Source organism: Streptomyces sp. NPDC048419 (genome assembly GCF_043200415.1).
Classification (GTDB): Bacteria; Actinomycetota; Actinomycetes; order Streptomycetales; family Streptomycetaceae; genus Streptomyces.
The window spans coordinates 743,594-765,600 of the sequence record NZ_JBICXT010000002.1 but is presented as its reverse complement, the minus strand read 5'-3'; the positions used below and the strand labels follow the sequence as shown (position 1 = coordinate 765,600).

At 71.7% G+C, this 22,007-nt stretch carries 16 protein-coding genes and 1 pseudogene; 12 read left to right on the top strand and 5 right to left on the bottom strand.

Annotation, left to right across the window (positions count from 1 at the left end):
- Positions 1 to 84 precede the first annotated feature (84 nt).
- Positions 85 to 1,737, top strand: coding sequence for a M4 family metallopeptidase (locus ACGFYN_RS07370; RefSeq protein ID WP_393864777.1), 1,653 nt, complete (start codon positions 85 to 87; stop codon positions 1,735 to 1,737).
- 65 nt (positions 1,738 to 1,802) lie between these two features.
- Here ACGFYN_RS07370 and ACGFYN_RS07365 read toward each other — a convergent pair whose 3' ends face one another.
- The gene (locus ACGFYN_RS07365; protein WP_393864776.1) at positions 1,803 to 2,393 is read right to left on the bottom strand and encodes an NADPH-dependent FMN reductase; all 591 of its coding nucleotides are present in this window, start codon (positions 2,391 to 2,393) and stop codon (positions 1,803 to 1,805) included.
- Between the two features lie 289 nt (positions 2,394 to 2,682).
- Between ACGFYN_RS07365 and ACGFYN_RS07360 the strand changes: the two genes are divergently transcribed.
- Together ACGFYN_RS07360 and ACGFYN_RS07355 are read left to right on the top strand one after the other, a co-directional pair.
- Entirely contained in the window at positions 2,683 to 3,198 is a 516-nt protein-coding gene (locus tag ACGFYN_RS07360) for a hypothetical protein (RefSeq protein WP_393864775.1), read from the top strand.
- A 131-nt stretch (positions 3,199 to 3,329) separates the two neighbouring features.
- Positions 3,330 to 3,950: a class F sortase gene (locus ACGFYN_RS07355; RefSeq protein WP_393864774.1), complete on the top strand. Its 621-nt coding sequence runs from the start codon at positions 3,330 to 3,332 to the stop codon at positions 3,948 to 3,950.
- Here the strand turns inward: ACGFYN_RS07355 and ACGFYN_RS07350 are convergent.
- Positions 3,934 to 4,143, bottom strand: a pseudogene (locus ACGFYN_RS07350) (chloramphenicol phosphotransferase); the annotation flags it as partial. The gene ACGFYN_RS07355 and the pseudogene ACGFYN_RS07350 sit on opposite strands and share 17 nt — an antisense overlap.
- A 188-nt stretch (positions 4,144 to 4,331) precedes the next feature.
- On the opposite strand from ACGFYN_RS07350, the gene ACGFYN_RS07345 reads away from it, so the two are divergent.
- From ACGFYN_RS07345 to ACGFYN_RS07325, 5 genes are all read left to right on the top strand, one after another.
- Entirely contained in the window at positions 4,332 to 5,636 is a 1,305-nt protein-coding gene (locus ACGFYN_RS07345; RefSeq protein WP_393864773.1) for an NAD(P)/FAD-dependent oxidoreductase, read from the top strand.
- The gene (gene nirB / locus ACGFYN_RS07340; RefSeq protein WP_393864772.1) at positions 5,637 to 8,252 is read left to right on the top strand and encodes a nitrite reductase large subunit NirB; all 2,616 of its coding nucleotides are present in this window, start codon (positions 5,637 to 5,639) and stop codon (positions 8,250 to 8,252) included.
- Entirely contained in the window at positions 8,249 to 8,599 is a 351-nt protein-coding gene (gene nirD, locus ACGFYN_RS07335) for a nitrite reductase small subunit NirD (RefSeq protein WP_393864771.1), read from the top strand. The genes nirB and nirD overlap by 4 nt, the downstream gene beginning before the upstream one ends.
- A 54-nt stretch (positions 8,600 to 8,653) precedes the next feature.
- Positions 8,654 to 9,238: a TetR/AcrR family transcriptional regulator gene (locus tag ACGFYN_RS07330; protein ID WP_393864770.1), complete on the top strand. Its 585-nt coding sequence runs from the start codon at positions 8,654 to 8,656 to the stop codon at positions 9,236 to 9,238.
- A 72-nt stretch (positions 9,239 to 9,310) separates the two neighbouring features.
- Positions 9,311 to 10,075 (top strand): SDR family NAD(P)-dependent oxidoreductase, encoded by a 765-nt coding sequence (locus ACGFYN_RS07325; protein WP_393864769.1) that lies wholly within the window; start codon positions 9,311 to 9,313, stop codon positions 10,073 to 10,075.
- A gap of 13 nt (positions 10,076 to 10,088) precedes the next feature.
- Here the strand turns inward: ACGFYN_RS07325 and ACGFYN_RS07320 are convergent, their stop codons facing one another.
- Positions 10,089 to 11,015 (bottom strand): oxidoreductase, encoded by a 927-nt coding sequence (locus ACGFYN_RS07320; protein ID WP_393864768.1) that lies wholly within the window; start codon positions 11,013 to 11,015, stop codon positions 10,089 to 10,091.
- A 157-nt stretch (positions 11,016 to 11,172) separates the two neighbouring features.
- Between ACGFYN_RS07320 and ACGFYN_RS07315 the strand changes: the two genes are divergently transcribed.
- Entirely contained in the window at positions 11,173 to 11,712 is a 540-nt protein-coding gene (locus tag ACGFYN_RS07315) for a DUF4232 domain-containing protein (protein WP_393864767.1), read from the top strand.
- Positions 11,713 to 11,925: 213 nt separating this feature from the next.
- On the opposite strand, the gene ppdK is transcribed toward ACGFYN_RS07315, so the two are convergent.
- Both ppdK and ACGFYN_RS07305 read right to left on the bottom strand, forming a co-directional pair.
- Complete coding sequence (gene ppdK, locus ACGFYN_RS07310) at positions 11,926 to 14,646, bottom strand: pyruvate, phosphate dikinase (RefSeq protein WP_393864766.1); 2,721 nt, start codon at positions 14,644 to 14,646, stop codon at positions 11,926 to 11,928.
- A 417-nt stretch (positions 14,647 to 15,063) separates the two neighbouring features.
- Complete coding sequence (locus ACGFYN_RS07305; protein ID WP_393864765.1) at positions 15,064 to 16,260, bottom strand: ROK family protein; 1,197 nt, start codon at positions 16,258 to 16,260, stop codon at positions 15,064 to 15,066.
- Positions 16,261 to 16,380: 120 nt separating this feature from the next.
- Here ACGFYN_RS07305 and ACGFYN_RS07300 point away from each other — a divergent pair, with 120 nt between their 5' ends.
- The 3 genes from ACGFYN_RS07300 to ACGFYN_RS07290 all read left to right on the top strand — a co-directional run bounded on the left by ACGFYN_RS07300 (position 16,381) and on the right by ACGFYN_RS07290 (position 21,796).
- Positions 16,381 to 17,826, top strand: coding sequence for a hypothetical protein (locus ACGFYN_RS07300; RefSeq protein ID WP_393864764.1), 1,446 nt, complete (start codon positions 16,381 to 16,383; stop codon positions 17,824 to 17,826).
- A complete protein-coding gene (locus ACGFYN_RS07295) occupies positions 17,823 to 19,760 on the top strand; it encodes a glycogen debranching N-terminal domain-containing protein (RefSeq protein WP_393864763.1) in 1,938 nt (645 codons plus the stop codon). The genes ACGFYN_RS07300 and ACGFYN_RS07295 overlap by 4 nt, the downstream gene beginning before the upstream one ends.
- Positions 19,761 to 20,005: 245 nt before the next feature.
- Positions 20,006 to 21,796: a CDP-alcohol phosphatidyltransferase gene (locus ACGFYN_RS07290; protein ID WP_393864762.1), complete on the top strand. Its 1,791-nt coding sequence runs from the start codon at positions 20,006 to 20,008 to the stop codon at positions 21,794 to 21,796.
- Positions 21,797 to 22,007: the final 211 nt, after the last annotated feature.

Sequence of the window (22,007 nt, the reverse complement as noted above, 5' to 3'; positions counted from 1 at the left end):
TGATCTGTCATGGCCTCTTAAATCTGAGTCAACAAGCGCCTTCCCTCCCCCCACGCGCCCGTTGGCGCCTTTTCGAGGAGATCCATGAGTCGGATACGTATCGACGTCCGGGGCTCCCGTCGTCTCGCCACTCTCGGCGTGGCCGCGACCACCGCCGGCCTGCTGGCCGCCGCACTTTCCCCCGCCGCCGTCGCGGACGACCGGCCCACCAGGGCGGGCGCGATCGAGAACGCGGCGTCGGCGCTGCTGAAGCACGCCACGAGCCTCGGGCTCACCTCCGACGAGGGCACGAAGGTGCAGGACGTGATCGTCGACGGCGACGGCACACAGCATGTGCGCTACGAGCGGACGTACCGTCAGCTCCCGGTCCTGGGCGGCGACTTCGTGGTCCACATGGCGTCCGACGGTGCGTACCGCAGCGCCAACCGGGCGACGCGGAGCAAGATATCCCTCGCCTCCGTCGACCCCTCCATATCGGCGCCGAGGGCCGCCGACCTCGCGGCGAACGCGCTGCGGGCGGTCAACCTCGGCGAGACCCTGAAGAAGCTGACCGCCAAGCCCCAACTGGTCGTCGACGCCCTGCACGGGGCGCCGAAGCTGGCATGGCGGACGAACGTCATGGCGCAGGACTCGATGGGCAACCCGGTCTCCCGCACCGTCCTCACCGACGCACGCACCGGCTCGCAGATCGACGCCTGGGACGACATCGAGACGGCGACGGGCGACGGCAAGTCGCTGTACAGCGGCACGGTTCCGCTTCAGACGACGCAGTCGGGATCGACGTACCAGCTCAAGGACCCGACGCGCGGGGGCACCTACACGGGCGACGCGGCGAACAAGTCGGACCTGTGCTTCCTCACCAGCATCTGCGTCAGCCGCGCTCCGTCGACGGTGTTCACCGACACGGACGACCACTGGGGCGACGGCACGAACTCCGACCGCGCCTCGGCCGCCGTGGACGCGCAGTACGGCACCAACATGACCTGGGACTTCTACAAGAACGTCTTCGGCCGCAACGGCATCGGCAACGACGGCAAGGGCTCGTACAACCGCGTCCACTACGGCAACAAGTACAACAACGCCTTCTGGGACGACAGTTGCTTCTGCATGACGTACGGCGACGGTGACGGTACGACGCTCGGACCGCTGGTCGGGCTGGACGTGGCCGGCCACGAGATGACGCACGGCGTCACCTCCAAGACGGCGGGGCTGACGTACTCGGGCGAGTCCGGCGGCCTGAACGAGGCGACGTCCGACATCCTCGGCACACTGGTGGAGTGGTACGCGAACAACTCCTCCGACCCCGGCGACTACCTGATCGGCGAGAAGATCGTCCGCTCCGGCTTCGGCGCCGACGCCCTGCGCTACATGGACAAGCCGTCCAGGGACGGCCAGTCCGCGGACTACTGGAGCAGCTCGGTCGGCAACCTCGACGTCCACTACTCCTCCGGGGTCGCGAACCACTTCGCGTACCTGCTGGCCGAGGGCAGCGGCGCTAAGACCATCAACGGCGTCAGCTACAACTCCCCCACGTACAACGGCAAGTCGGTGACCGGCATCGGCCGGGACAAGCTGGGCCAGATCTGGTACCGCGCGCTGACGGTCTACATGACGTCGTCGACGAACTACGCGGGCGCACGCACGGCGACCCTGAGCGCGGCGAAGGACCTGTACGGGGCGGGAAGCGCGGAGTACGCCGCGGTGGGCGCGGCATGGAGCGCGGTCAACGTGAACTGACCGGCCGGCGGCGGAAATACGGCGGCAGCGGAACCTGGACCTCACCAGGCTCCGCTGCCGCCCGCCTAGCGACCGTACGGTCGCTTGTCCCGCGCCTCCCTCAACCCCCGTCCCCACCACACCAGTTGGTCCAGCATCACCTTCGCCGCCGCATCCGCCGCCGTCGGATCCTTGAGGCGTCCCCCGTCGAAGGACGACCCGGCGTTGTGGAAGGACACCGTGTCGCGCAGGGACACCGCGTGGAGTTCGGCGAAGACCTGGCGCAGGTGTTCCACCGCGCGCAGGCCGCCCGAGACGCCGCCGTAGGAGACGAGGGCGACGGGCTTGGCGCGCCATTCGGTGTAGTGCCAGTCGATCAGGTTCTTCAGGCCCGCCGGGTAGGAGTGGTTGTACTCGGGCGTGAGGACCACGAAGGCGTCCGCGGCGGCCAGTTTGGGGGTGACGGCGGACAGGGCCGCGGTCGCCTCGGGGGTCGGGGCGAGGGTCGTGGGCAGGTGGGCGTCGGCCACGTCGACCACCTCGACGGCCAGGTCGTCGCGGTCGCGCATGCGGTCGAGGAGCCAGTGGGCGACGACCGGTCCGAACCGGCCGTGCCGGTTGCTGCCGACGACGAGGGTGACGGCCAAGGGGGTCTCTGCGGCTTCTGTGATCTCCATGCGTCACACCCTCCAACCTCAAGCTTCCTTGAGGTCAAGCCCGTGCCGTGAGGACCGGGTCACCCGTTCACCCGCGCGCCCTGCGCCCAACGGGTGCTCTTCGGCCACGGGCCCCGCTCACGCCGGTGACCTGCGGCAAGTCCGCCCGCGCACCCCTCACGCGCGCTCATCTGACACCCATTCACCACATTTCTGACATCCGTTCAGGAAGCGGTCCCGGCCCGCTGCCACTTACCTCGGAGGGACAGAGGACACCCAAGGACACCGAGGACAGCTCGAAGGAGCACCGATGCGACGTACCGCCCGTCTGCTGACCGGTAGCGCGCTCGCCGTCGCCGCCGCGGGCTTCGTGGCCGCGCCCGCGTACGCGGGCGGCACCGGCAGCCTGGAGGTGTTCCCGTACTCGGCCGTTCCCGGCGGCGAGGTCACGGTCAACACCGCGGACTGCGCGGCCGGCACGGCGGCGGGCGACGCGGGCGCGGTGGGCGCGGGCCCCTTCACGCTGGCCCCGAGCGCGCACGAGGGCCAGGCGATCGGCCAGTTCCGGGTGCCGTCGAGCGCGCAGCCCGGGACGTACGAGATCGTCGCGAAGTGCGCCGAGGGCGACCGGCAGGTCAAGGGCGACCTGGTGGTGACTCTGGCCGAGGCGCGCGGGCAGGCGCCCCACGGAAGTGTGAAGACGGGGGTCGGCGGCGCTCTGGGCCCCGATCCCGTGCAGGCCGCGGCCGGTGTGGCGGCTCTCGCCGTCGCCGCCGCGGGCGGTACCTGGCTCCTGCATCGCCGGGCGAGAGGCGACGGGATCTGACGGACACCCTCCGCTGTCCGTCCGCCGGTACCGCTTGTCCCTCCCCCTCCGGGTCCGACGCCCCTCGCGGCCCGGAGGGGGGAACGGGTCCACCGGACGGGTCCGCCCGTCCCGTCCTTCTGGAGGCACGCGTGCGCCGCATCAGCAACACCGCGATAGGCGCCGTCACCGTGACCGCCCTGTGCGCGGGCGCGTGGCTGCTCACCACGGACACGCTGACGCACGCCCCGCCGCAGCCCTCAGCCGCGCAGGCCCGCACCGGCCACGGCGGCGAACCGCCCGCCGCGCCCGCGCTGCCGCCGTCGCCGCCGGACCGCATCCGCATCCCGTCGATCCACGTGAACGCGCCCCTCATGGGCCTCGCGCTCACCCGCGCCGGCAGCCTCGACGTGCCGCCCGCCGCGAAGCCGAACCTCGCCGGCTGGTACGAGGCCGGCACCACCCCCGGCGAACGCGGCACCGCCGTCGTCGCCGGCCATGTCGACAACGCCGACGGCCCCGCCGTCTTCTACGACCTCGGCTCCGTGCGCAGGGGCAGCCGCATCGAGGTCGACCGGCGCGACGGCGGCACGGCCCTGTTCTCGGTCGACGCGGTCGAGGTCTACGACGCCCGCCACTTCCCCGACCGGAAGGTCTACGGCCCCGCGAGCCGCCCCGAACTCCGCGTGATCACCTGCGGTGGCGGCTACTCACGCAGCACGGGCTACCAGGGGAACGTCGTGGTCTTCGCCCACCTCACGGGCAGCGGCTGACGGCCGCAGCGATCGTGCGGGCGCACTCCAGCGCCGGTGTGTGTCGTGTCCACCTCGACGTCGTAGGTCACTCCCTTGTGGGCCAGGTCCGCCTGATTCCCGGTCATGCCGTGCGGGCGGTCGCCCCGGGCGAGCTCGCGGCCCGCTGCGGTCCCGGGGCGCAGTGGACGCCGGCCCAGAGGACGCCCAGGCCGGCCGGCTGGAGCCGCCGTTGAGCACGATCACCTGAGGTTCATCGGGTCACCGTAGCGGCCTCACACCGCCCTCCCGGGGCCCTCCCGGAACCCTCACACCCACCCTCCGCACCCGAAGAGGGCAGCGTTCCCCGCGGGAAACAGAGGTGATGCTGCCGGGTAACACCGGCACCGCACGCTCCTAGGCATGACCTCGAATACGCGTGTGGTGGTGATCGGCGCCGGCCTCGCGGGCGTCCGTCTCGCCCGGCGGCTCGGTGAGCTCGGCACGCCCGTGACGCTGATCGGCGAGGAGGAGCACCGCCCGTACAACCGGGTGCTCCTCGCCGAGGTGCTGGCCGGGCGCTACAGCCCGGACGTCATCGCGCTGCCCGCGCCCGCGGAGCTCATCCGCGGCCGGGTCACGGGCATCGACCGCGAGGTGCGAGCCGTACACCTCGCGGACGGCTCGGAGATCGCATACGACACGCTCGTCCTGGCGACCGGCTCGAACCCCGTACTGCCGCCCCTGCGCGGCCTGTTCAGGGACGCATACCTCGCGTCTGCGCGCGTTGCCGGGGAGCCGACCCGCTCTTCCGGCCGGGAGTCCGGGGGTCGTCCCCCGGAAAGGCACAGCACCCCGGATCACGTGCTGCCCGAGGGCGTGCACGCGTTCCGCACCATGGACGACTGCCTGGGCCTTTCCAAGGCGGTTCGGCCCGGCGTGCGCGCGGTCGTCATCGGCGGCGGGCTCCTCGGGGTGTCCGCCGCCCGCGCGCTCGCCCGGCGCGGTGCCCAGGTCGTCCTCGCCCAGCAGTCCGAGCGCCTCATGGAGCGCCAGCTCGACCCGAACGCGTCCGCGCTGGTCGAGCGGCACCTGGGCGACCTCGGCGTGGAGGTCCACACCGAGTGCCGGGTGCGCGACGTGCGCTGCGTGGGCGGCGCGGTCCGCTCGGTCGAGATGCACGACGGGTACGCCCTCGACGCCGACCTGGTGGTCCTGGCCTGCGGCGTCCACCCGCGGGTCGGCCTCGCGCAGATCGCGGGACTCGAGGTCCGCAAGGGGATCGTCGTCGACGACGAACTGCGCACCTCCGACCCGCACATCCGGGCCGTCGGCGACTGCGTCCAGCACGACGGCACCGTGTACGGACTGGCCGCTCCGGCGCTCGAACAGGCCGAGATCCTCGCCGAGTCGCTCTCCGGCCGGACGAACGCCCGTTACACCGGCACCCGTTCACTGACCCGGCTGACGCTGGCCGGGGAGGGCTTCTTCGACCTCGCCGCGTTCGGCGAGACGGAGCCGCGTCCCGGGGACGACGTCGTCCAGCTCACGGACGCCACCCGCGGCACGTACCGCAAGGTCGTCGTCCGCGACGACCGCCTGGTCGGCGGGGTTCTCGTCGGCGAACTCGGCACCGTCGGCGCGCTCGCCCGCGCCTGGGAGGGAGCAGAGCCGCTCCCCGACGACGGCCCGCTGCTCCACCTGCTCACCAATGATGGAGGCTCCTGAATGACCGCCGCCCTGGGGGCCACCCCCACGATCGTCCTCGTCGGCCACGGCATGGTCGGCCAGCGCTTCCTGGAAGCGCTCGCCGAGCGCGGCCTGACCGCCACGCACCGCGTGGTCGTGCTCTGTGAGGAGCCGCGTCCCGCCTACGACCGTGTCGCCCTCACCTCGTACTTCTCGGGCCGCAGCCCCGAGGAACTCTCCATGACCGACATGGAGTTCATCAACGACCACGGCATCGAGCTGTACGTGGGCGACCCGGCCGAGAGGGTCGACCGCGAGGCGCGGAAGGTCACCGCCAGGTCCGGCAAGGTCTTCTCCTACGACACCCTCGTGCTGGCCACCGGCTCGTACCCGTTCGTGCCGCCGGTCCCGAACAAGGACGCCGAGGGCTGCTTCGTCTACCGCACGATCGAGGACCTGCTCGCGATCGAGGAGTACGCGAAGAGCGGGGCGACGGTCGGCGCGGTGGTCGGCGGCGGGCTGCTGGGCCTGGAGGCGGCCGGCGCGCTGCAGGGTCTCGGACTCACCTCCCACATCGTGGAGTTCGCGCCGCGGCTGATGCCGGTGCAGGTGGACGACGGCGGCGGCGCGGCCCTGCTGCGCACCATCGAGGAGATGGGCCTGAGCGTCCACACGGGCGTGGGCACGCAGGAGATCGTCGTCGACGCCGCCGGTGTGGTCACCGGCATGAAGCTCTCCGACGGCTCCGAACTCGCCACGGACCTGGTGGTGTTCAGCGCCGGTGTGCGGCCGAGGGACCAGCTCGCCCGCGCCTGCGGCCTCACCGTCGGCGAGCGTGGCGGCATCACCGTCGACGAGCAGTGCCGCACGGTCGCCGATCCGCACGTCTTCGCGATCGGCGAGTGCGCGCTGGCCTGCGACGGCCGGGTATACGGCCTGGTGGCCCCCGGCTACGAGCAGGCCGCGACGGCCGCCGCCACGATCGCCGCGGACGAGACGGAGGAACTGACCTTCACCGGCGCCGACCTGTCCACCAAGCTCAAGCTCCTCGGTGTGGACGTCGCGTCCTTCGGCGACGCGCACGGCGCCACCGAGGACTGCCTGGACGTCGTCTACTCCGACTCCCGCTCGGGCCTGTACAAGAAGCTCGTCATCGGCCGCGACGGCACGCTGCTCGGCGGCATCCTGGTCGGCGACGCGGACGCCTACGGCACCCTGCGGGCCCTGACCGGTTCGGTCCCGCCCATCTCCCCCGAGTCGCTCGTCCTGCCCGCCGGAGCGGGCTCGGGGGCCCAGCTCGGCCCGTCGGCCCTGCCCGACGAGGCGATCATCTGCTCCTGCCACAACGTCTCCAAGGGCGCGATCCGCGGCGCGGTGACGGAGCACTCCTGCAGCACCGTGCCCGAGGTCAAGAAGTGCACCAAGGCCGGTACGGGCTGCGGCAGTTGCGTCAAGGTGCTCGGCCAGCTGGTCACATCGGAGCTGGAGGCGAGCGGCGTCGAGGTCGACAAGGGCCTGTGCGGCTGCTTCTCGCAGACCCGCGAGGAGCTCTACGAGATCGTCCTCGCCCTGCGCATCAGCACCTACCAGGACCTGCTCGACCGCTACGGCCGCGACGGCGCCCGGGGCGGCGACGGCTGCGAGACCTGCAAGCCGGCGATCGGCTCGATCATCGCCTCCCTCGCCCCCACGATCGGTGCGAGCGGCTACGTCCTGGAGGGCGAGCAGGCGGCACTGCAGGACAGCAACGACCACTTCCTGGCCAACCTCCAGAAGAACGGCTCGTACTCGGTCGTCCCGCGCATCCCCGGCGGTGAGATCACCCCCGAGGGCCTGATCACGATCGGCGAGATCGCCCGCGACTTCGGCCTCTACACGAAGATCACCGGTGGTCAGCGGATCGACATGTTCGGCGCCCGCGTCGAGCAACTCCCGCTGATCTGGATGCGGTTGGTGGACGCCGGCTTCGAGTCGGGCCACGCGTACGGCAAGGCGCTGCGCACCGTGAAGTCCTGCGTGGGCCAGACCTGGTGCCGCTACGGCGTCCAGGACTCCGTCCGCATGGCGATCGACCTGGAGCTGCGCTACCGGGGCCTGCGATCCCCGCACAAGCTCAAGTCCGCGGTCTCCGGCTGCGCCCGCGAGTGCGCCGAGGCCCAGTCGAAGGACTTCGGCGTCATCGCCACCGTAGGCGGCTGGAACCTCTACGTCGGCGGCAACGGCGGCGCGACCCCGCGCCACGCGGACCTGCTGGCCCAGGACCTGACCGACGCCGAACTGGTGCGTCTGATCGACCGGTTCCTGATGTTCTACATCCGCACCGCCGACCGCCTGGAGCGCACCTCGACCTGGCTGGAGCGCATCCCCGGCGGCCTGGACCACGTGCGGGACGTGGTGGTGGAGGACTCCCTCGGCATCTGCGAGGAGCTGGAGTCCCTGATGGCGGACCACGTGGCGAACTACGCCGACGAGTGGGCGACCACCATCAACAACCCGGACAAGCTCGCCCGGTTCGTGTCCTTCGTGAACGCGCCCGACGCCCCCGACCCGGTCGTCGGCTTCGTCCCCGAGCGCGACCAGATCAAGCCCGACCTGCCGCTGCTGTCCATCGGCATGCGCCCCGACAGCCTCCTGGAAGGAAGCGCCCAGCGATGACCCTGGCACCCGAGACGACCGACCTGAAGATCGAACTCCAGCTGGCGGACGGCTGGCTGGCGGTCTGCGACCTCACCCGGCTGGTCCCCGGCCGGGGGGTGGCCGCCCTGCTGCCCGACGGCCGCCAGGCCGCCCTGTTCCGCGACCGCGACGGCAACCTGTACGCGATCGACAACCGCGACCCCTTCGGCGGCGCGGCGGTCCTCTCCCGCGGCCTGACCGGCTCCCACCAGGGCCGCCCGTACGTCGCCTCGCCCCTGCTCAAGCAGCGCTTCGACCTGATGTCGGGGCAGTGCCTGGACGACGAGTCGGTGCGGGTGGCGACGTACGAGGTACGGGCGGCGTAGCCCCTCCCCGACCTTTCTTGACCGATCGTTCTGATCAGATCTAGGCTGCGGTTCGTGGCCAGGACCAAGGAGTTCGATCCGGACGCCGCGCTGCAGGCAGCCCTGGAGCTGTTCTGGCGGCGCGGCTACGAGGCGACGTCGATGTCCGACCTGGTGGCCAGCCTCGGCATCGGACGCGCCAGCATCTACGCGACCTTCGGCAACAAGCACGAGCTGTATCTGAAGGCACTGGAGCGCTACGACCGGGCAGGACTCCCGCCGATCGTGCGGGAGCTGTCCCGGCCGGGCCCCGCACTGCCCGGCGTACGGGCCGTCGTACGGCGGTACGCGGCCGAGGCGGCCGACGCCCAACTGCGCCTGAACGGCTGCCTGGTGACCAACACGGCCGGCGAGCTCGCCCCGCACGACCCGGCGGCGGCCCGGCACGTGGAGCGCAACTGGGACCAGCTCGAGGCCGTGCTGCACTCGGCCCTGGTCCGCGCGCAGGCCCAGGGCGAGCTGCCGGCCGGCCGCGATCCGCTCACCCTCGCCCGCATGCTGCTGGTGCTGCTCCAGGGCCTGCGGGTGGTCGGCAAGGCGTCCGCGGACCCGGCCCGGGTACGGGACGCGGCGGAGCAGGCACTGGCGCTGCTCGACTGAGACGCCTCTCTCATGGAGGGGTGCTTTCTGCGCTCTCATACTGAACCGATCGGTCAAGAACAAGGGGAGATCATGACCAGCCGTTTCACCGACAGGACCGCACTCGTCACCGGCGCGGGCTCCGGGATCGGGCGGGCGATCGCGCTCGCGTTCGCCGCGGAGGGGGCGCGGGTCGTCGTGGCCGGGCGGCGCAGGGAACCGCTCGACGAGACGGTCCGGCTGATCGAGGACCAGGGCGGCAAGGCGCTCGCGGTGACGGCCGACGTCACGCGCCCCGAGGACGCGGAGTCCATGGTGCGGGCCGCCGTCGACACCTTCGGCTCACTCGACGTGGCGGTCAACAACGCGGGCGTCTTCCGCGGCGGCGCCCCGCTGGCGGACCTCCCGGAGGCCGACTGGCGCACCCAGCTCGACACCAACGTCACCGGCGTCTTCCTGCCCCTGCGGGCGGAGATCCACCGGATGCGCGCCCAGCCGTCGGGCGGCGCGATCGTCAACATCGCGTCCACGTTCGGCGCGCACACGCGCGTGCCCGGAGCCACCGGCTACGCCGCGTCCAAGGCCGCCGTCTCCGCCCTGACCAGGGGCGCCGCCCTCGACCACATCGGCGAGGGCGTACGCATCAACGCGGTCAGCCCCGGTGCCGTCGAGACGCCCATGTCGCTGCGCCCCGGCGAGACGGAGGCCGACCGCGAGGAGCGCGCGCGGGCCACGCTGCCCCTCGGCCGCGTCTCGTCCACCGCCGAGATCGCCGCCGCCGTCCTCTACCTGGCCTCGGACGACGCCTCCTCGGTGGTCGGCACGGACCTGGTGGTGGACAGCGGCGCCACCGCCTGACGGGCCGGCCGGCTCACGCCTTCAGCCGGTCGTACGTCACTGCGGTCAGCCGCTCGGACGCGGCCCAAAGCCGCTCCCCCATCGCGTCGTTGAGCGTCCAGGGCGCCCGCCACGACGGCGCGGGCGCCCCGCGCCACATCAGGAACGAGGGCCCGGTGAAGGAGTCGGGCCGCACCCCGGGGGCCGTGGCGGCGTACAGGGCGGGCAGTGCGCCGGCCTCCGCCGACTGCGCGAAGACGCGGTTGCCGATCTCCATCACCTGCCCGCGCAGCCTGCGCCCCTCCATCCGGGGCGCGGCGCCCTGGAGATTGGTGGCCGCGTAGCCGGGGTGGGCCGCGGCGGCCACCACGTCCGCGCCGTGCGCCGCCAGCCGGCGCGCGAACTCGTGCGTGAAGAGCAGGTTGGCGGACTTCGAGCGGCCGTAGGCGATCCAACGCCGGTAGCGGCGCTCGCTGTTGAGGTCGTCGAGGTCGATGTTGGCCAGGGCGTGCACCTCGCTGGAGACGGTCACGACCCGCGCGCCGGGCGTCGCCAGCAGCAGCGGCAGCAGCCGTCCGGTGAGCGCGAAGTGCCCCAGGTGGTTGACCCCGAGCTGCGTCTCGAACCCGTCGGCGGTCGTCCCGTACGGCAGCGCCATCACCCCGGCGTTGTTGACCAGCACATCGAGCCGGTCGTAGGGGAAGCGCTCCGCGAACTCCCGTACGGAGCCGAGGTCGGCGAGGTCGAGTCGCCCGAACTCGACCTCCGCGCCCGGTACTTCGCTCACGAGCGCGTCGCCCGCCGCGTTCCCCCGCACCTCGCTCCGGCACGCGAGCACCACCCGCGCCCCCTTGCGTGCGAGTTCCCGGGCGGTGACGTACCCGAGTCCGCTGTTCGCCCCCGTGACGACGGCGACGCGGCCGGTCTGGTCGGGGATGTCTTCAGTGGTCCAGCCGGGCATGGCCTGACTCCCTTCGGAGTGCACGAACGTGCCTTCCTCTGTCCTTTTGTCCCGGCGCACGGGCGCCGTCCGCCGTAACGCACAACTTTTTCCGCCGCGGGCGCATCAAACCCGATGACCACCATCCACCCATTCGCCCGATGGAGGCGGAAGCGCCATGTTTCTGCATTCTCGACACTTCTCCCGGCGCGGCACAGCCGTCTCTCTGACCGCCGTCCTCGCCGCACTCGCCACCGCCGGCCTCACCTGGAACGCGTCGGCGACGACGCAGGCCAGGACGGCCGCGCGCAGCGTGCACACCTGCACCGTCGGCGACCTGCGTCTCTCGCTCGGCCGCAAGGAGGGCGCGGCGGGCTCGCTGTACCAGCCGATCAAGTTCACCAACATCAGCCGCGGAAGCTGCGCCCTGCGCGGCTACCCGGGCGTCAGCGTCCTGGACTCCAAGCACCGGCAGATCGGCGCGGCGGCCACGCACAGCGGCCGTTCCTACGCCACCGTCGTGCTCGCGCCCGGCCACTCCGCCTCCGCGGTCATCCGCACCACGAACGGTCCCATCGGCGGTGCGTGCCGGCGTACCGGCAGCTATCTGCGGGTGTATCCGCCGGCCTCGTACAAGTCGGTTCAGATACCGGCGCACTGGAAGGTCTGCTCGAACCTCTTCCAGGTCGGCCCGGTCAACACCCAGGGCGCCTTGTGAGCGGCCCGGAGTGAGCAGCACGAAGGGGCGGCACCCCGCACAAGGTGCCGCCCCTCCTTTCGTGATCCGGAGCCGCCGCCCATCGGTCTTGAGGGTCGGGGACGGGCGGCGGCTCCGGGGTTCAGGGATGACCAGCGCCCCCCGAAGGGGCGCGGGGAACTGCGCGACCAGCCACGACGGCGCAGCAGACGAAAACGGGTAAACCCGCGGAGTTCAACGGTGGTCGCTGCCCTCCGACTGGGTGGCCGCGCGCCCGGCCTCCAGGCGCGCCACCGGGATCCGGAACGGCGAGCAGGAGACGTAGTCCAGGCCCGCCTCGTGGAAGAAGTGCACCGACTCCGGGTCGCCGCCGTGCTCGCCGCAGACGCCGAGCTTCAGGTCGGGGCGGGTCTCCCGGCCGGCCTTCGCCGCCAGCGTGACCAGCGAGCCGACGCCGTCCTTGTCGATCGTCTCGAACGGGCTGACGCCGAAGATGCCCTTCTCCAGGTACGCGGTGAAGAAGCTCGCCTCCACGTCGTCCCGGCTGAAGCCCCACACCGTCTGGGTGAGGTCGTTGGTGCCGAAGGAGAAGAACTCGGCGGCCTCCGCGATCTGGCCGGCCGTGAGGGCGGCGCGCGGCAGCTCGATCATCGTGCCGATGGAGAGCTTGAGCTGCGTTCCGGTGGCTGCCTCGACCTCGGCGATGACCTGGTCGGCCTCCTCGCGGACGATCTCCAGCTCCTGGACGGTGCCGACGAGCGGGATCATGATCTCGGCGCGCGGGTCGCCCTTGGCGGCCTTGCGCTCGGCGGCCGCCTCCGCGATGGCGCGGACCTGCATGGTGAACAGGCCCGGGATGACCAGGCCGAGGCGGACGCCGCGCAGACCCAGCATCGGGTTCTGCTCGTGCAGCCGGTGCACGGCCTGCAGCAGGCGCAGGTCGTTCTCGTGGGACTCCTGGCGGGACTCCGCGAGGGCCACACGCACCGACAGCTCCGTGATGTCCGGCAGGAACTCGTGCAGCGGCGGGTCGAGCAGCCGGACGGTGACGGGCAGGCCGTCCATCGCCGAGAACAGCTCGACGAAGTCCTTCTTCTGCAGCGGCAGCAGGGCCTTCAGGCTCTCCTCGCGCACCTCTTCCGTGTCGGCCAGGATGAGGCGCTCGACCAGCTCACGCCGGTCGCCGAGGAACATGTGCTCGGTACGGCACAGGCCGATGCCCTGCGCGCCGAAGCGGCGGGCGCGCAGCGCGTCCTCGGCGTTGTCCGCGTTGGCCCGCACCCGCAGCCGGCGCTTGCGGTCGGCGAACGCCATGATCCGGTGCACGGCCTCGACCAGCTCACCGGCGTCCTGGGCGCCGGCGTGCATCCGGCCCTCGAAGTACTCGACGACCGGGGACGGGACGACCGGGACCTCGCCCAGGTAGACCTTGCCGCTGGAGCCGTCGATGGAGATGAGGTCGCCCTCCTCCACCACGTGCCCGCCGGGCACGGTCATCCGCCGGCGCTTGGTGTCGACCTCGAGCTCCTCGGCACCGCACACACAGGTCTTGCCCATGCCGCGCGCGACGACGGCCGCGTGGGAGGTCTTGCCGCCGCGGCTGGTGAGGATGCCTTCGGCCGCGATCATGCCGTCGAGGTCGTCGGGGTTGGTCTCCCGGCGGACCAGGATGACCTTCTCGCCGGAGCGGGACCACTTGACGGCCGTGTAGGAGTCGAAGACCGCCTTGCCGACCGCCGCGCCGGGCGAGGCGGCGATGCCCCGGCCGACCTGCTCGGTCTTCGCCTCCTCGTCGAAGCGCGGGAACATCAGCTGGGCGAGCTGCGCGCCGGTGACACGCTGGAGCGCCTCGGTCTCGTCGATCAGGCCCTGGTCCACCAGCTGGGTCGCGATACGGAAGGCGGCGCCCGCCGTGCGCTTGCCGACGCGGGTCTGCAGCATCCACAGCTGGCCGCGTTCGATGGTGAACTCGATGTCGCAGAGATCCTTGTAGTGGTTCTCCAGGGTCTCCATGATCTGCATCAGCTGGTCGTACGACTTCTTGTCGATCTGCTCCAGTTCCGCGAGCGGGACGGTGTTGCGGATGCCCGCGACCACGTCCTCGCCCTGCGCGTTCTGCAGGTAGTCGCCGTAGACGCCCTGGTGGCCGGAGGCGGGGTCGCGGGTGAAGGCGACGCCGGTGCCGGAGTCCGGGCCGAGGTTGCCGAAGACCATGGAGCAGACGTTGACGGCCGTGCCCAGGTCGCCTGGGATGCGCTCCTGGCGGCGGTAGAGCTTGGCGCGGTCGGTGTTCCAGGAGTCGAAGACCGCGTGGATGGCGAGGTCCATCTGCTCGCGCGGGTCCTGCGGGAAGTCCCGCCCGGCCTCCTTCTTGACGATCTTCTTGAAGGTGGTAACCAGCTTCTTGAGGTCGGCGGCCTCCAGCTCGGTGTCGACCGAGACCTTCTTGGCCTCCTTGGCCTTGTCCAGGGCCTCCTCGAAGAGCTCGCCGTCGACGCCGAGGACCGTCTTGCCGAACATCTGGATCAGGCGGCGGTACGAGTCCCAGGCGAAGCGGTCGTCGCCGGCCTGCTTGGCCAGGCCCTGCACGGACTTGTCGGAGAGCCCGATGTTCAGGACGGTGTCCATCATGCCCGGCATGGAGAACTTGGCGCCGGAGCGGACGGAGACCAGCAGCGGGTTGTCGGCCTGGCCGAGCTTCTTGCCCATGCGGGCCTCGAGGGCGTCGAGGTGTGCACTGACCTCGTCACGCAGTGCCGCGGGCTCCTCGCCGCTGTCGAGGTAGACCTTGCAGGCTTCCGTCGTGATCGTGAAGCCGGGGGGAACGGGGAGTCCCAGGTTGGTCATCTCGGCGAGGTTCGCGCCCTTGCCACCCAGGAGGTCCTTGAGGTCCTTGTTTCCCTCGGTGAAGTCGTAGACGAACTTCGCTACGTGGGGTTCTTTGTTTTCCGACACGGTCTCGACTCCCTCGAGGACGCGGTGGCTGCCCTGACGGCGAGGAACATACCCAGATCGAAGGCGTCTGGGTACGTCCACTCACGCGTCATGCGCCTGTAACCACTCGTCCGCCAGCGGATCGAAAGTCAAAGCTTGGCAAGCGAACAGGCCCCGATGTTTTCACTTCTTGAACGCATCGACGCCCACAGGCGCACTTTTACGCTCATCTGAGCAGCCCTTCGCGCGTCTGATTTCGATCGATGAACGATCAAGGGGTGGCACCGAGTGCCACCCCTTCGCAAAGTGCAGCCGCTCAAGATCCGCTCATCTGAGCGCAACCCTTATCAAGGGTGGCAAGAATCACGCTCCCACAGAAGGCCGGATTCCACCATGCGGACGGCCCCCGAGACAGGAGGCGGGACGGAAACACGGACGTCACAGGCCCATCGTCCGCAGCCGCTCCTCCGCCCGTTCCGGGGCATACAGGTACTCCACGACCAGCGCACCCGCTCCCACCAGCCCCGCCCGCTCCCCCAGCCTCGAGGTGACCACGTCCAGGTGCGCCGTGGAGCGGGCCAGCGCCCGCTGGTACAGCAGCTCCCGGACGCCCGTGAGGAAGGGGGTTCCGGCCAAATCTCCCGCGATCATCAGCACTCCGGGGTTGAGGAGCGTGACGACGGTCGCCAGGACGTCCCCGACCTGCCGCCCGGCCTCCCGCGCCAGCCCGACCGCCTCGGGGTGCCCGGCCGCCAGCAGATCCCGGACGTCCGCGCCGGAGGCCGCGGGCACTCCGGCGTCCCGCAGCCGCCGGGCGACGGCGCCACCGCTCGCGACGGCGGCCAGGCAGCCGCGCGAACCGCAGCGGCACAGCGCCTCCGCGCCCACCCGGATGTGCCCGATGTCCCCCGCGCCTCCGTCGACGCCCCGGTAGATCGACCCGCCGACCACGACTCCCGCGCCGATGCCGGTCGATACCTTGACCAGTACGAACGCCGAGCAGTCGGGGTGTCCGGTGCGCTGCTCGCCGTACGCCATGAGGTTCGCGTCGTTGTCCACCAGCACCGGCACCGGCCCGGCGCCCGTGTGCTCGCCGAACGAGGCGGCCAGCCGGCCTGTTATGTCGTGGCCGTCCCAGCCGGGCATGATCGGCGGCTGCACGACCCGGCCGGTCTCGCTGTCGACGGGTCCGGGCACGGCGAGCCCGATCCCGCAGACGGTCTCCGGCCGCCGCCCGGCCTTCTCCAGCAACTCGGCGAACCAGTGGCCGAGTTCGCCGAGCACGGCCTCGGGCCCGTCCTCGATCAGCAGCGTCCCCGAGTGCTCGGCGAGGATCTCGCCGCTCAGGGAGAGGGCGGCCGCGCGGGCGTGCCGGGTGTCGAGGTCGGCGGCGAGGACGACGGCGTGCTCGTCGTCGAACTCCAGCGTGATGGAGGGGCGGCCGCCGAGGGGCGAGTCGACCGGGCCGCCGGCGCCCTCGCGCAGCCAGCCCGCCCGGAAGAGGCGGTCCAGGCGCTGCCCGACAGTGGCCCGGGACAGTCCGGTGGCCTGCTGGAGCGCTCCGCGCGTGGTCGCGCGTCCGCTTCGTACCAGTTCGAGCAGATCGCCCGCGCGAGCCTGACCACGTCCCGTCATGCGCACCCCCTTGTGCTCATCAAGCCTGCATTACATAGTGAGTTTTGCGTGTTAAGTAGACGTAACTCTACGATGGCCGCGACCGCACCGGTCGGCCGGACGTCTTTCGGGGAGCCCCGCGTGGATCGCACTGCCCAACTCACCGGCCGCGGCGCGAAGCCCTCCATCGCATACGATCCACCGCCGGCGCCGGGTTCCCTGCACGAGCGGGCCGTGCGCGTCCTGGACGGCAACTGGGCGGGGACGTCCACCGTCCCCTCGCACAGCCTGTATCCGCACCAGTGGTCCTGGGACTCCGCGTTCATCGCGATCGGCCTCAGGCACGTGTCGCCGTTACGGGCGCAGACCGAGCTGGAGACGCTGCTGGGCGCCCAGTGGGAGGACGGGCGCGTCCCGCACATCGTCTTCAACCCCTCCGTCCCGCTCGACGCGTACTTCCCGAGCCCCGACTTCTGGCGCTCCTCGACCGCGGGGCGGGCGGCGGGCGCCCCGCGCACCGTACAGACCTCCGGCATCGTGCAGCCACCGGTGCACGCGCTGGCGGCCTGGCTGGTGCACCGCGCCGACCCCGGGCTGTCCCGTGCACGCGGCTTCCTGTCCCGGGTGTATCCGCGGCTCGCCGCCTGGCACCGCTATCTGCTGCACCGGCGGGACCTGGGCGGCGGCGGGCTCGCGTCCGTCGTGCACCCCTGGGAACAGGGCATGGACAACAGCCCTTGCTGGGACGCCCCGTTGAGCCGCATCACACCCGCCCCGGCCCGGTCCTTCCGCCGTGCCGACCTCGACCACGGGGCCGCCGAGGACCGGCCGACGGATCTGGACTACGGGCGGTACGTACGGCTGGCGGCGGACTACCGGAATCGTGAATACGCCGACGGGGGCGGGGAGTTCGCGGTGGAGGACCCCTCCTTCAACGCCCTGCTCGTCGCGTCCGAGCACGCGCTCGCGGAGATCGCCCGCGAGCTGGGGGCCACCGCGAGGGCCCGCCGCGCCCGCGCGGAACGTCTGACGGCGGCGCTGGTGGAGCGGCTGTGGGACCCGGCGAGCGGCATGTTCCTGTGCCGGGACCTGCGCTCCCCCACCGGCGCGCTGATCCCCGAGCGCGGCATCTCCGGCCTGCTCCCCCTGCTGCTGCCCGGCCTGCCGCGGGACGTCGTCGCGGCGCTGCTGCGCACCCTGGGCGGCCCGCACTTCGGGGTCGGCGACAGCACCCGGCTGGTGCCCAGCCACGACCTCCTCGGCGAGACCTTCGACCGGCACCGCTACTGGCGCGGGCCGGCCTGGTTCAACACCAGCTGGCTGCTGGAGCGCGGGCTGCGCATGCACGGCGAGCGGGCGCGGGCCGACGCGCTGCGGCAGGCCGTCCTGGACCTCGCCGGCAGCTCCGGGTTCGCGGAGTACGTGGACCCGTACACCGGCGAGGCATGCGGCGCGGGCGGGTTCGGCTGGACCGCCGCGCTCGCGCTGGATCTGCTCCACGAGCGCCCCGGACACGGCGTGTCCCCCACGGGCGCCGGCACGTTCGACAGGAGTGACAGGGCAGTCACGGGAGGGGACCGGGGATGACGGACCGACAGCATCTGCTCGTGCACGGCGCGACGTTCGCGGCCGTCGGCGACGGCGGCGACATCAGCGGGGTGCGGGGATCCGGCCCGCCCGACGGGTTGTTCGTCCGCGACGCCCGGCATCTGAGCCGCTGGCAGCTGACGGTCGACGGTGCGGTGCCCCAGACGCTCACGCCGGTCGCGGACGGGGACACGACGCGCTGCGTGCTGGTCCCGCGAGGCGGGCGCCAGGAGCCGCCCGGGTACACGATCTTCCGTGAACAGGCCCTCGGCGACGGCGCGTTCGTGGAGTCCCTGCGGGTGACCAGCAACCGCCCGGTGCCGACGACGGTCCGCATCGCGGTCACCGCCGACGCCGACTTCACCGACCAGTTCGAGCTGCGCTCCGACTACCGCACCTACGCCAAGACCGGCGCCGTCCGCTCCCGCCAAGTCCTCGACGACGGCGTGGAGTTCGGCTACCGGCGCGGCGAGTGGCGCTCCCGTACGACGGTGACGGCCGAGCCCGCGCCGGATGGCGTCGAGGAGACCGGCACCGGCGCCCGCCGCCTCGTGTGGACCCTGGAACTCGACCCGCACGGCACGGCGGAACTGGTGCTGCGGGTCGCGGCCCGTCCGCACGGAGCGACGAGCGAGCCGTGGGTCCCGGCGACCCCGAGCGCCGCCACCAGCGAACTCCTCGCTCTGGAGGGCGAGTTCATCGAGGACGTGTGCTTCCCGACCGGCTGGCCCGAGCTGGCGGCGGCTTGCGCCAGGGGGCTCGCCGACCTCGCCTCCCTCCAGGTCACCGCGACCGGACCGGACGGCGAGGAGCTGCGGGTGCCGGCGGCGGGCGCGCCGTGGTTCCTGACCCTGCTGGGCCGCGACGCCCTGCTCACCTCGCTCTTCGCCCTCCCCTACCGCCCGCAGCTGGCCGCCGCCACGCTCCCCGCCCTGGCCGCCGCCCAGGCCACCGAGACCGGCGCGGACTCGGTGTCCCAGCCCGGCAAGATCGTGCACGAGGTGCGCTACGGCGAGCTGGCGCACTTCGGGCAGGTGCCGTACGGGCGTTACTACGGCTCCGTGGACGCGACACCGCTCTTCCTCGTCCTGCTGGGCGCCTACGTCGAGCAGACCGGAAACGCGGCGCTCGCCCGCCGGCTGGAGTCCCACGCCCGCGCGGCCGTCGGCTGGATGCTGGACCATGGCGGGCTGACCTCGCGCGGCTATCTGGTCTACCGCGCCGACCAGGGTGGCCTCGCCAACCAGAACTGGAAGGACTCGCCCGGAGCGATCTGCTCCGCCGACGGGACACGGACCTGCGGCGCGGTGACGGCGGCCGCGGCACAGGGGTACGCCTACGACGCGCTGCGCCGGACTGCGTGGCTCGCGCGCACGGTGTGGGAGGACGAGACGTACGCGGCGCTGCTGGAGCAGGCCGCGGGCGATCTGCGCGACCGTTTCCAGCGGGACTTCTGGATGCCGGACCGCTCGTTCTTCGCGCTCGCCCTCGACGGCGACGGCCACCAGGTCGACGCGCTGGCCTCCGACGCCGGGCATCTGCTGTGGTCGGGCCTGCTGGACAAGGAGTACGGGGAGGCCGTGGGGCGGCGGCTGCTGGAGCCGGACTTCTTCTCCGGCTGGGGCGTGCGGACGCTGGCCGCCGGACAGGCGGCATACCACCCGCTGTCGTACCACCGGGGTTCGGTGTGGCCGCACGACAACGCGCTGATCACGCTGGGGCTCGCGCGGTACGGGCTGCACGACGAGGCCCGCACGGTGGCCCACGCCCTGGTGGACGCGGCGACGGCCGCGGGGCACCGGCTGCCGGAGGTGCTCGCGGGGTACGGGCGGGACACGCACGCGGAGCCGGTGCCGTATCCGCACGCGTGTGTTCGCGAGTCCCGGTCGGCGGCGGCGCCCCTCGCTCTGCTGACGGCGGTCGGTGGCGCCTAAGAGCTCGGTGCGATCGGTGAGTGGGCGACTGCGGGTGCGTTGTGGCTGGTCGTGCAGTTCCCCGCGCCCCCGAAGACAAAAGACCAAGGCGCTGTCCGAACCGTTGGTGAGGCGTTTGCCCGGTGTTTGCCGTCGGCCGCTGAACAGGGCCCCGGGACCGGCCGTACGGACTGGTGGCGGGTCCCAGCCTCCCCAGCGCGGCCCGCCACTCCACGTCACGGGCCTCGCACGGAAGGACCTTCGGGTTGTCTCAGGACACGAGCACGCGCAAGACGGAACCCGAGAAGACCGAGGCGAAGCCCGAGGAGAAGCCGAGCCCCCTCTCCCGCCTGCGCGCCCTGCCGCGCCCCCACCCTCGGCGGGCCTGGCGGCGCTGGAGGGCCGCACACCCCAAGCCGGCGCAGGTCATCGGGATCGTGGTGACGGCGCTCGCACTGGCGCTCGTCGCCGCGGCACTCGTGATGCCGAACCGGTGGGAGACCTTCCGTACGGCCGAGTTCATCCGGCTGCCGGTGGAGGCGCTGCTCGGGGCGGCCGTGCTGACCGCCCTGCCGCGCCGGCCGCGGCTGATCGTGGGCGTGCTGTTCGGACTGACGCTCGGCGTGCTGACCCTCCTGAACCTGCTGGACATCGGCTTCTACCAGTACCTCGGCCGCGGCTTCAACATCATCCTGGACTGGCCGCTGCTGACCGACGCGCAGTCCTACCTGGGCGACACGCTCGGCAAGGGGACGGCCGAACTCGCCGCGATCGGCGTCGTCCTGCTCGTCGTGGTCATCCTCGCGGTGATGGTGCTCGCGGTGGTCCGCGTCGGCAGCCTGGTGGGCCGCAACCCGGGCCACTCGACCCGCGCCCTGCTCGTGCTCAGCGCGTTCTGGATGGTCTGCGCGAGCCTGAACCTGCAGAACTCCGGCGTGCCGCTGTCGGCGGAGCACACCGTCACGATGCTCAAGTACCGGGCCGAGCGGGTCCGGGACGCGATCCGGGACGAGGCGGCGTTCGGCAAGACCGCCCGGGCGGACACCTTCGGCAACACGCCGCCCAGCCAGCTGGTGCCGGATCTGCGCGGCAAGGACATGGTCTTCACGTTCATCGAGAGCTACGGCCGCAGCGCGATCGAGGACCCGGTCGAGGCGCCCGGCGTCGACGCCACGCTCGACGCGCGCACCAAGGCGCTCGCCAAGGTCGGCTTCCACGCCAAGAGCGGCTGGCTGACGTCGGCGACGTACGGCGGCAGCAGCTGGCTCGGCCACTCCACGACCATGTCGGGCCTATGGATCAACAACCAGAACCGCTACCGGACCGTCACCGCGGGCAACGGCGAGCACCTCACGATCACCAAGGCGTTCCAGAAGACCGGCGCCTTCGACACGGTCGGCGTCATGCCGGGCGTGCAGAAGGGCTGGCCGGAGGCGACGTGGTACGGCCTCGACAAGGTCTACAACGCCTTCCAACTTGGCTACCAGGGACCGAAGTTCAGCTGGTCGACGATGCCCGACCAGTACGCCCTGGAACAGTTCCAGCAGCGCGTGCACAGCCAGAAGCCGGCCGACGGCAAGTCCCGCATGTCCTTCCTCATCCTGACCTCCAGCCACCAGCCCTGGGCCCCGATCCCGAAGATGGTCCCCTGGGACCGACTCGGCAACGGCAAGGTCTTCAACGCCATCCACGACGCGGGCAAGAAGCCGGCCGACATCATCACCAGCTCCCCCAAGTCGCAGGCGCAGTACGGCAAGTCCGTCCAGTACTCGGTGACGGCCCTCACCCAGTGGCTGGAGCGCTACGGCAACGACAACACCGTCCTGGTCTTCCTCGGCGACCACCAGCCCATCGCCCGCGTCAGCGGCAACCACGCCAGCCGCGACGTCCCGATCTCCATCGTCGCCAAGGACCCCGAAGTCCTCTCCAAAATCTCCGACTGGGGCTGGACGGACGGCCTCCGCCCCGCCCACAACGCCCCGGTCTGGAAGATGAGCGCCTTCCGCGACAAGTTCCTGACGGCGTACGGCTCGACCCCGCACCCGACGAAGGGCTGACCGGGGGTCGGCTGCCGGCAGCCGCGTACGGCGGGAAGGGGACGGGGCGGGGGTGTCCGCCCGCAGCGGCCGGCGTCAAGCACCGCGCATGGACAACGAAACAGCACCCGCCGGACCGAGGACGGACACCCCCGCCCCACAACGCACAACAGGCGCTAGGCGCACCCCCACCGATCCGGCACAGGCGCCGCAGGCACAGGACGCACGCCAC

Bases quoted from the DNA above. Each gene is read 5' to 3' on its own strand.
- ACGFYN_RS07315 (WP_393864767.1), top strand. From the start codon at position 11,173: ATGTTTCTGCATTCTCGACACTTCTCCCGGCGCGGCACAGCCGTCTCT.
- ACGFYN_RS07345 (WP_393864773.1), top strand. From the start codon at position 4,332: ATGACCTCGAATACGCGTGTGGTGGTGATCGGCGCCGGCCTCGCGGGC.
- ACGFYN_RS07320 (WP_393864768.1), bottom strand. From the start codon at position 11,015: ATGCCCGGCTGGACCACTGAAGACATCCCCGACCAGACCGGCCGCGTC.
- nirB (WP_393864772.1), top strand. From the start codon at position 5,637: ATGACCGCCGCCCTGGGGGCCACCCCCACGATCGTCCTCGTCGGCCAC.
- ACGFYN_RS07370 (WP_393864777.1), top strand. From the start codon at position 85: ATGAGTCGGATACGTATCGACGTCCGGGGCTCCCGTCGTCTCGCCACT.
- ACGFYN_RS07305 (WP_393864765.1), bottom strand. From the start codon at position 16,260: ATGACGGGACGTGGTCAGGCTCGCGCGGGCGATCTGCTCGAACTGGTA.
- nirD (WP_393864771.1), top strand. From the start codon at position 8,249: ATGACCCTGGCACCCGAGACGACCGACCTGAAGATCGAACTCCAGCTG.
- ACGFYN_RS07360 (WP_393864775.1), top strand. From the start codon at position 2,683: ATGCGACGTACCGCCCGTCTGCTGACCGGTAGCGCGCTCGCCGTCGCC.
- ACGFYN_RS07365 (WP_393864776.1), bottom strand. From the start codon at position 2,393: ATGGAGATCACAGAAGCCGCAGAGACCCCCTTGGCCGTCACCCTCGTC.
- ACGFYN_RS07295 (WP_393864763.1), top strand. From the start codon at position 17,823: ATGACGGACCGACAGCATCTGCTCGTGCACGGCGCGACGTTCGCGGCC.
- ACGFYN_RS07325 (WP_393864769.1), top strand. From the start codon at position 9,311: ATGACCAGCCGTTTCACCGACAGGACCGCACTCGTCACCGGCGCGGGC.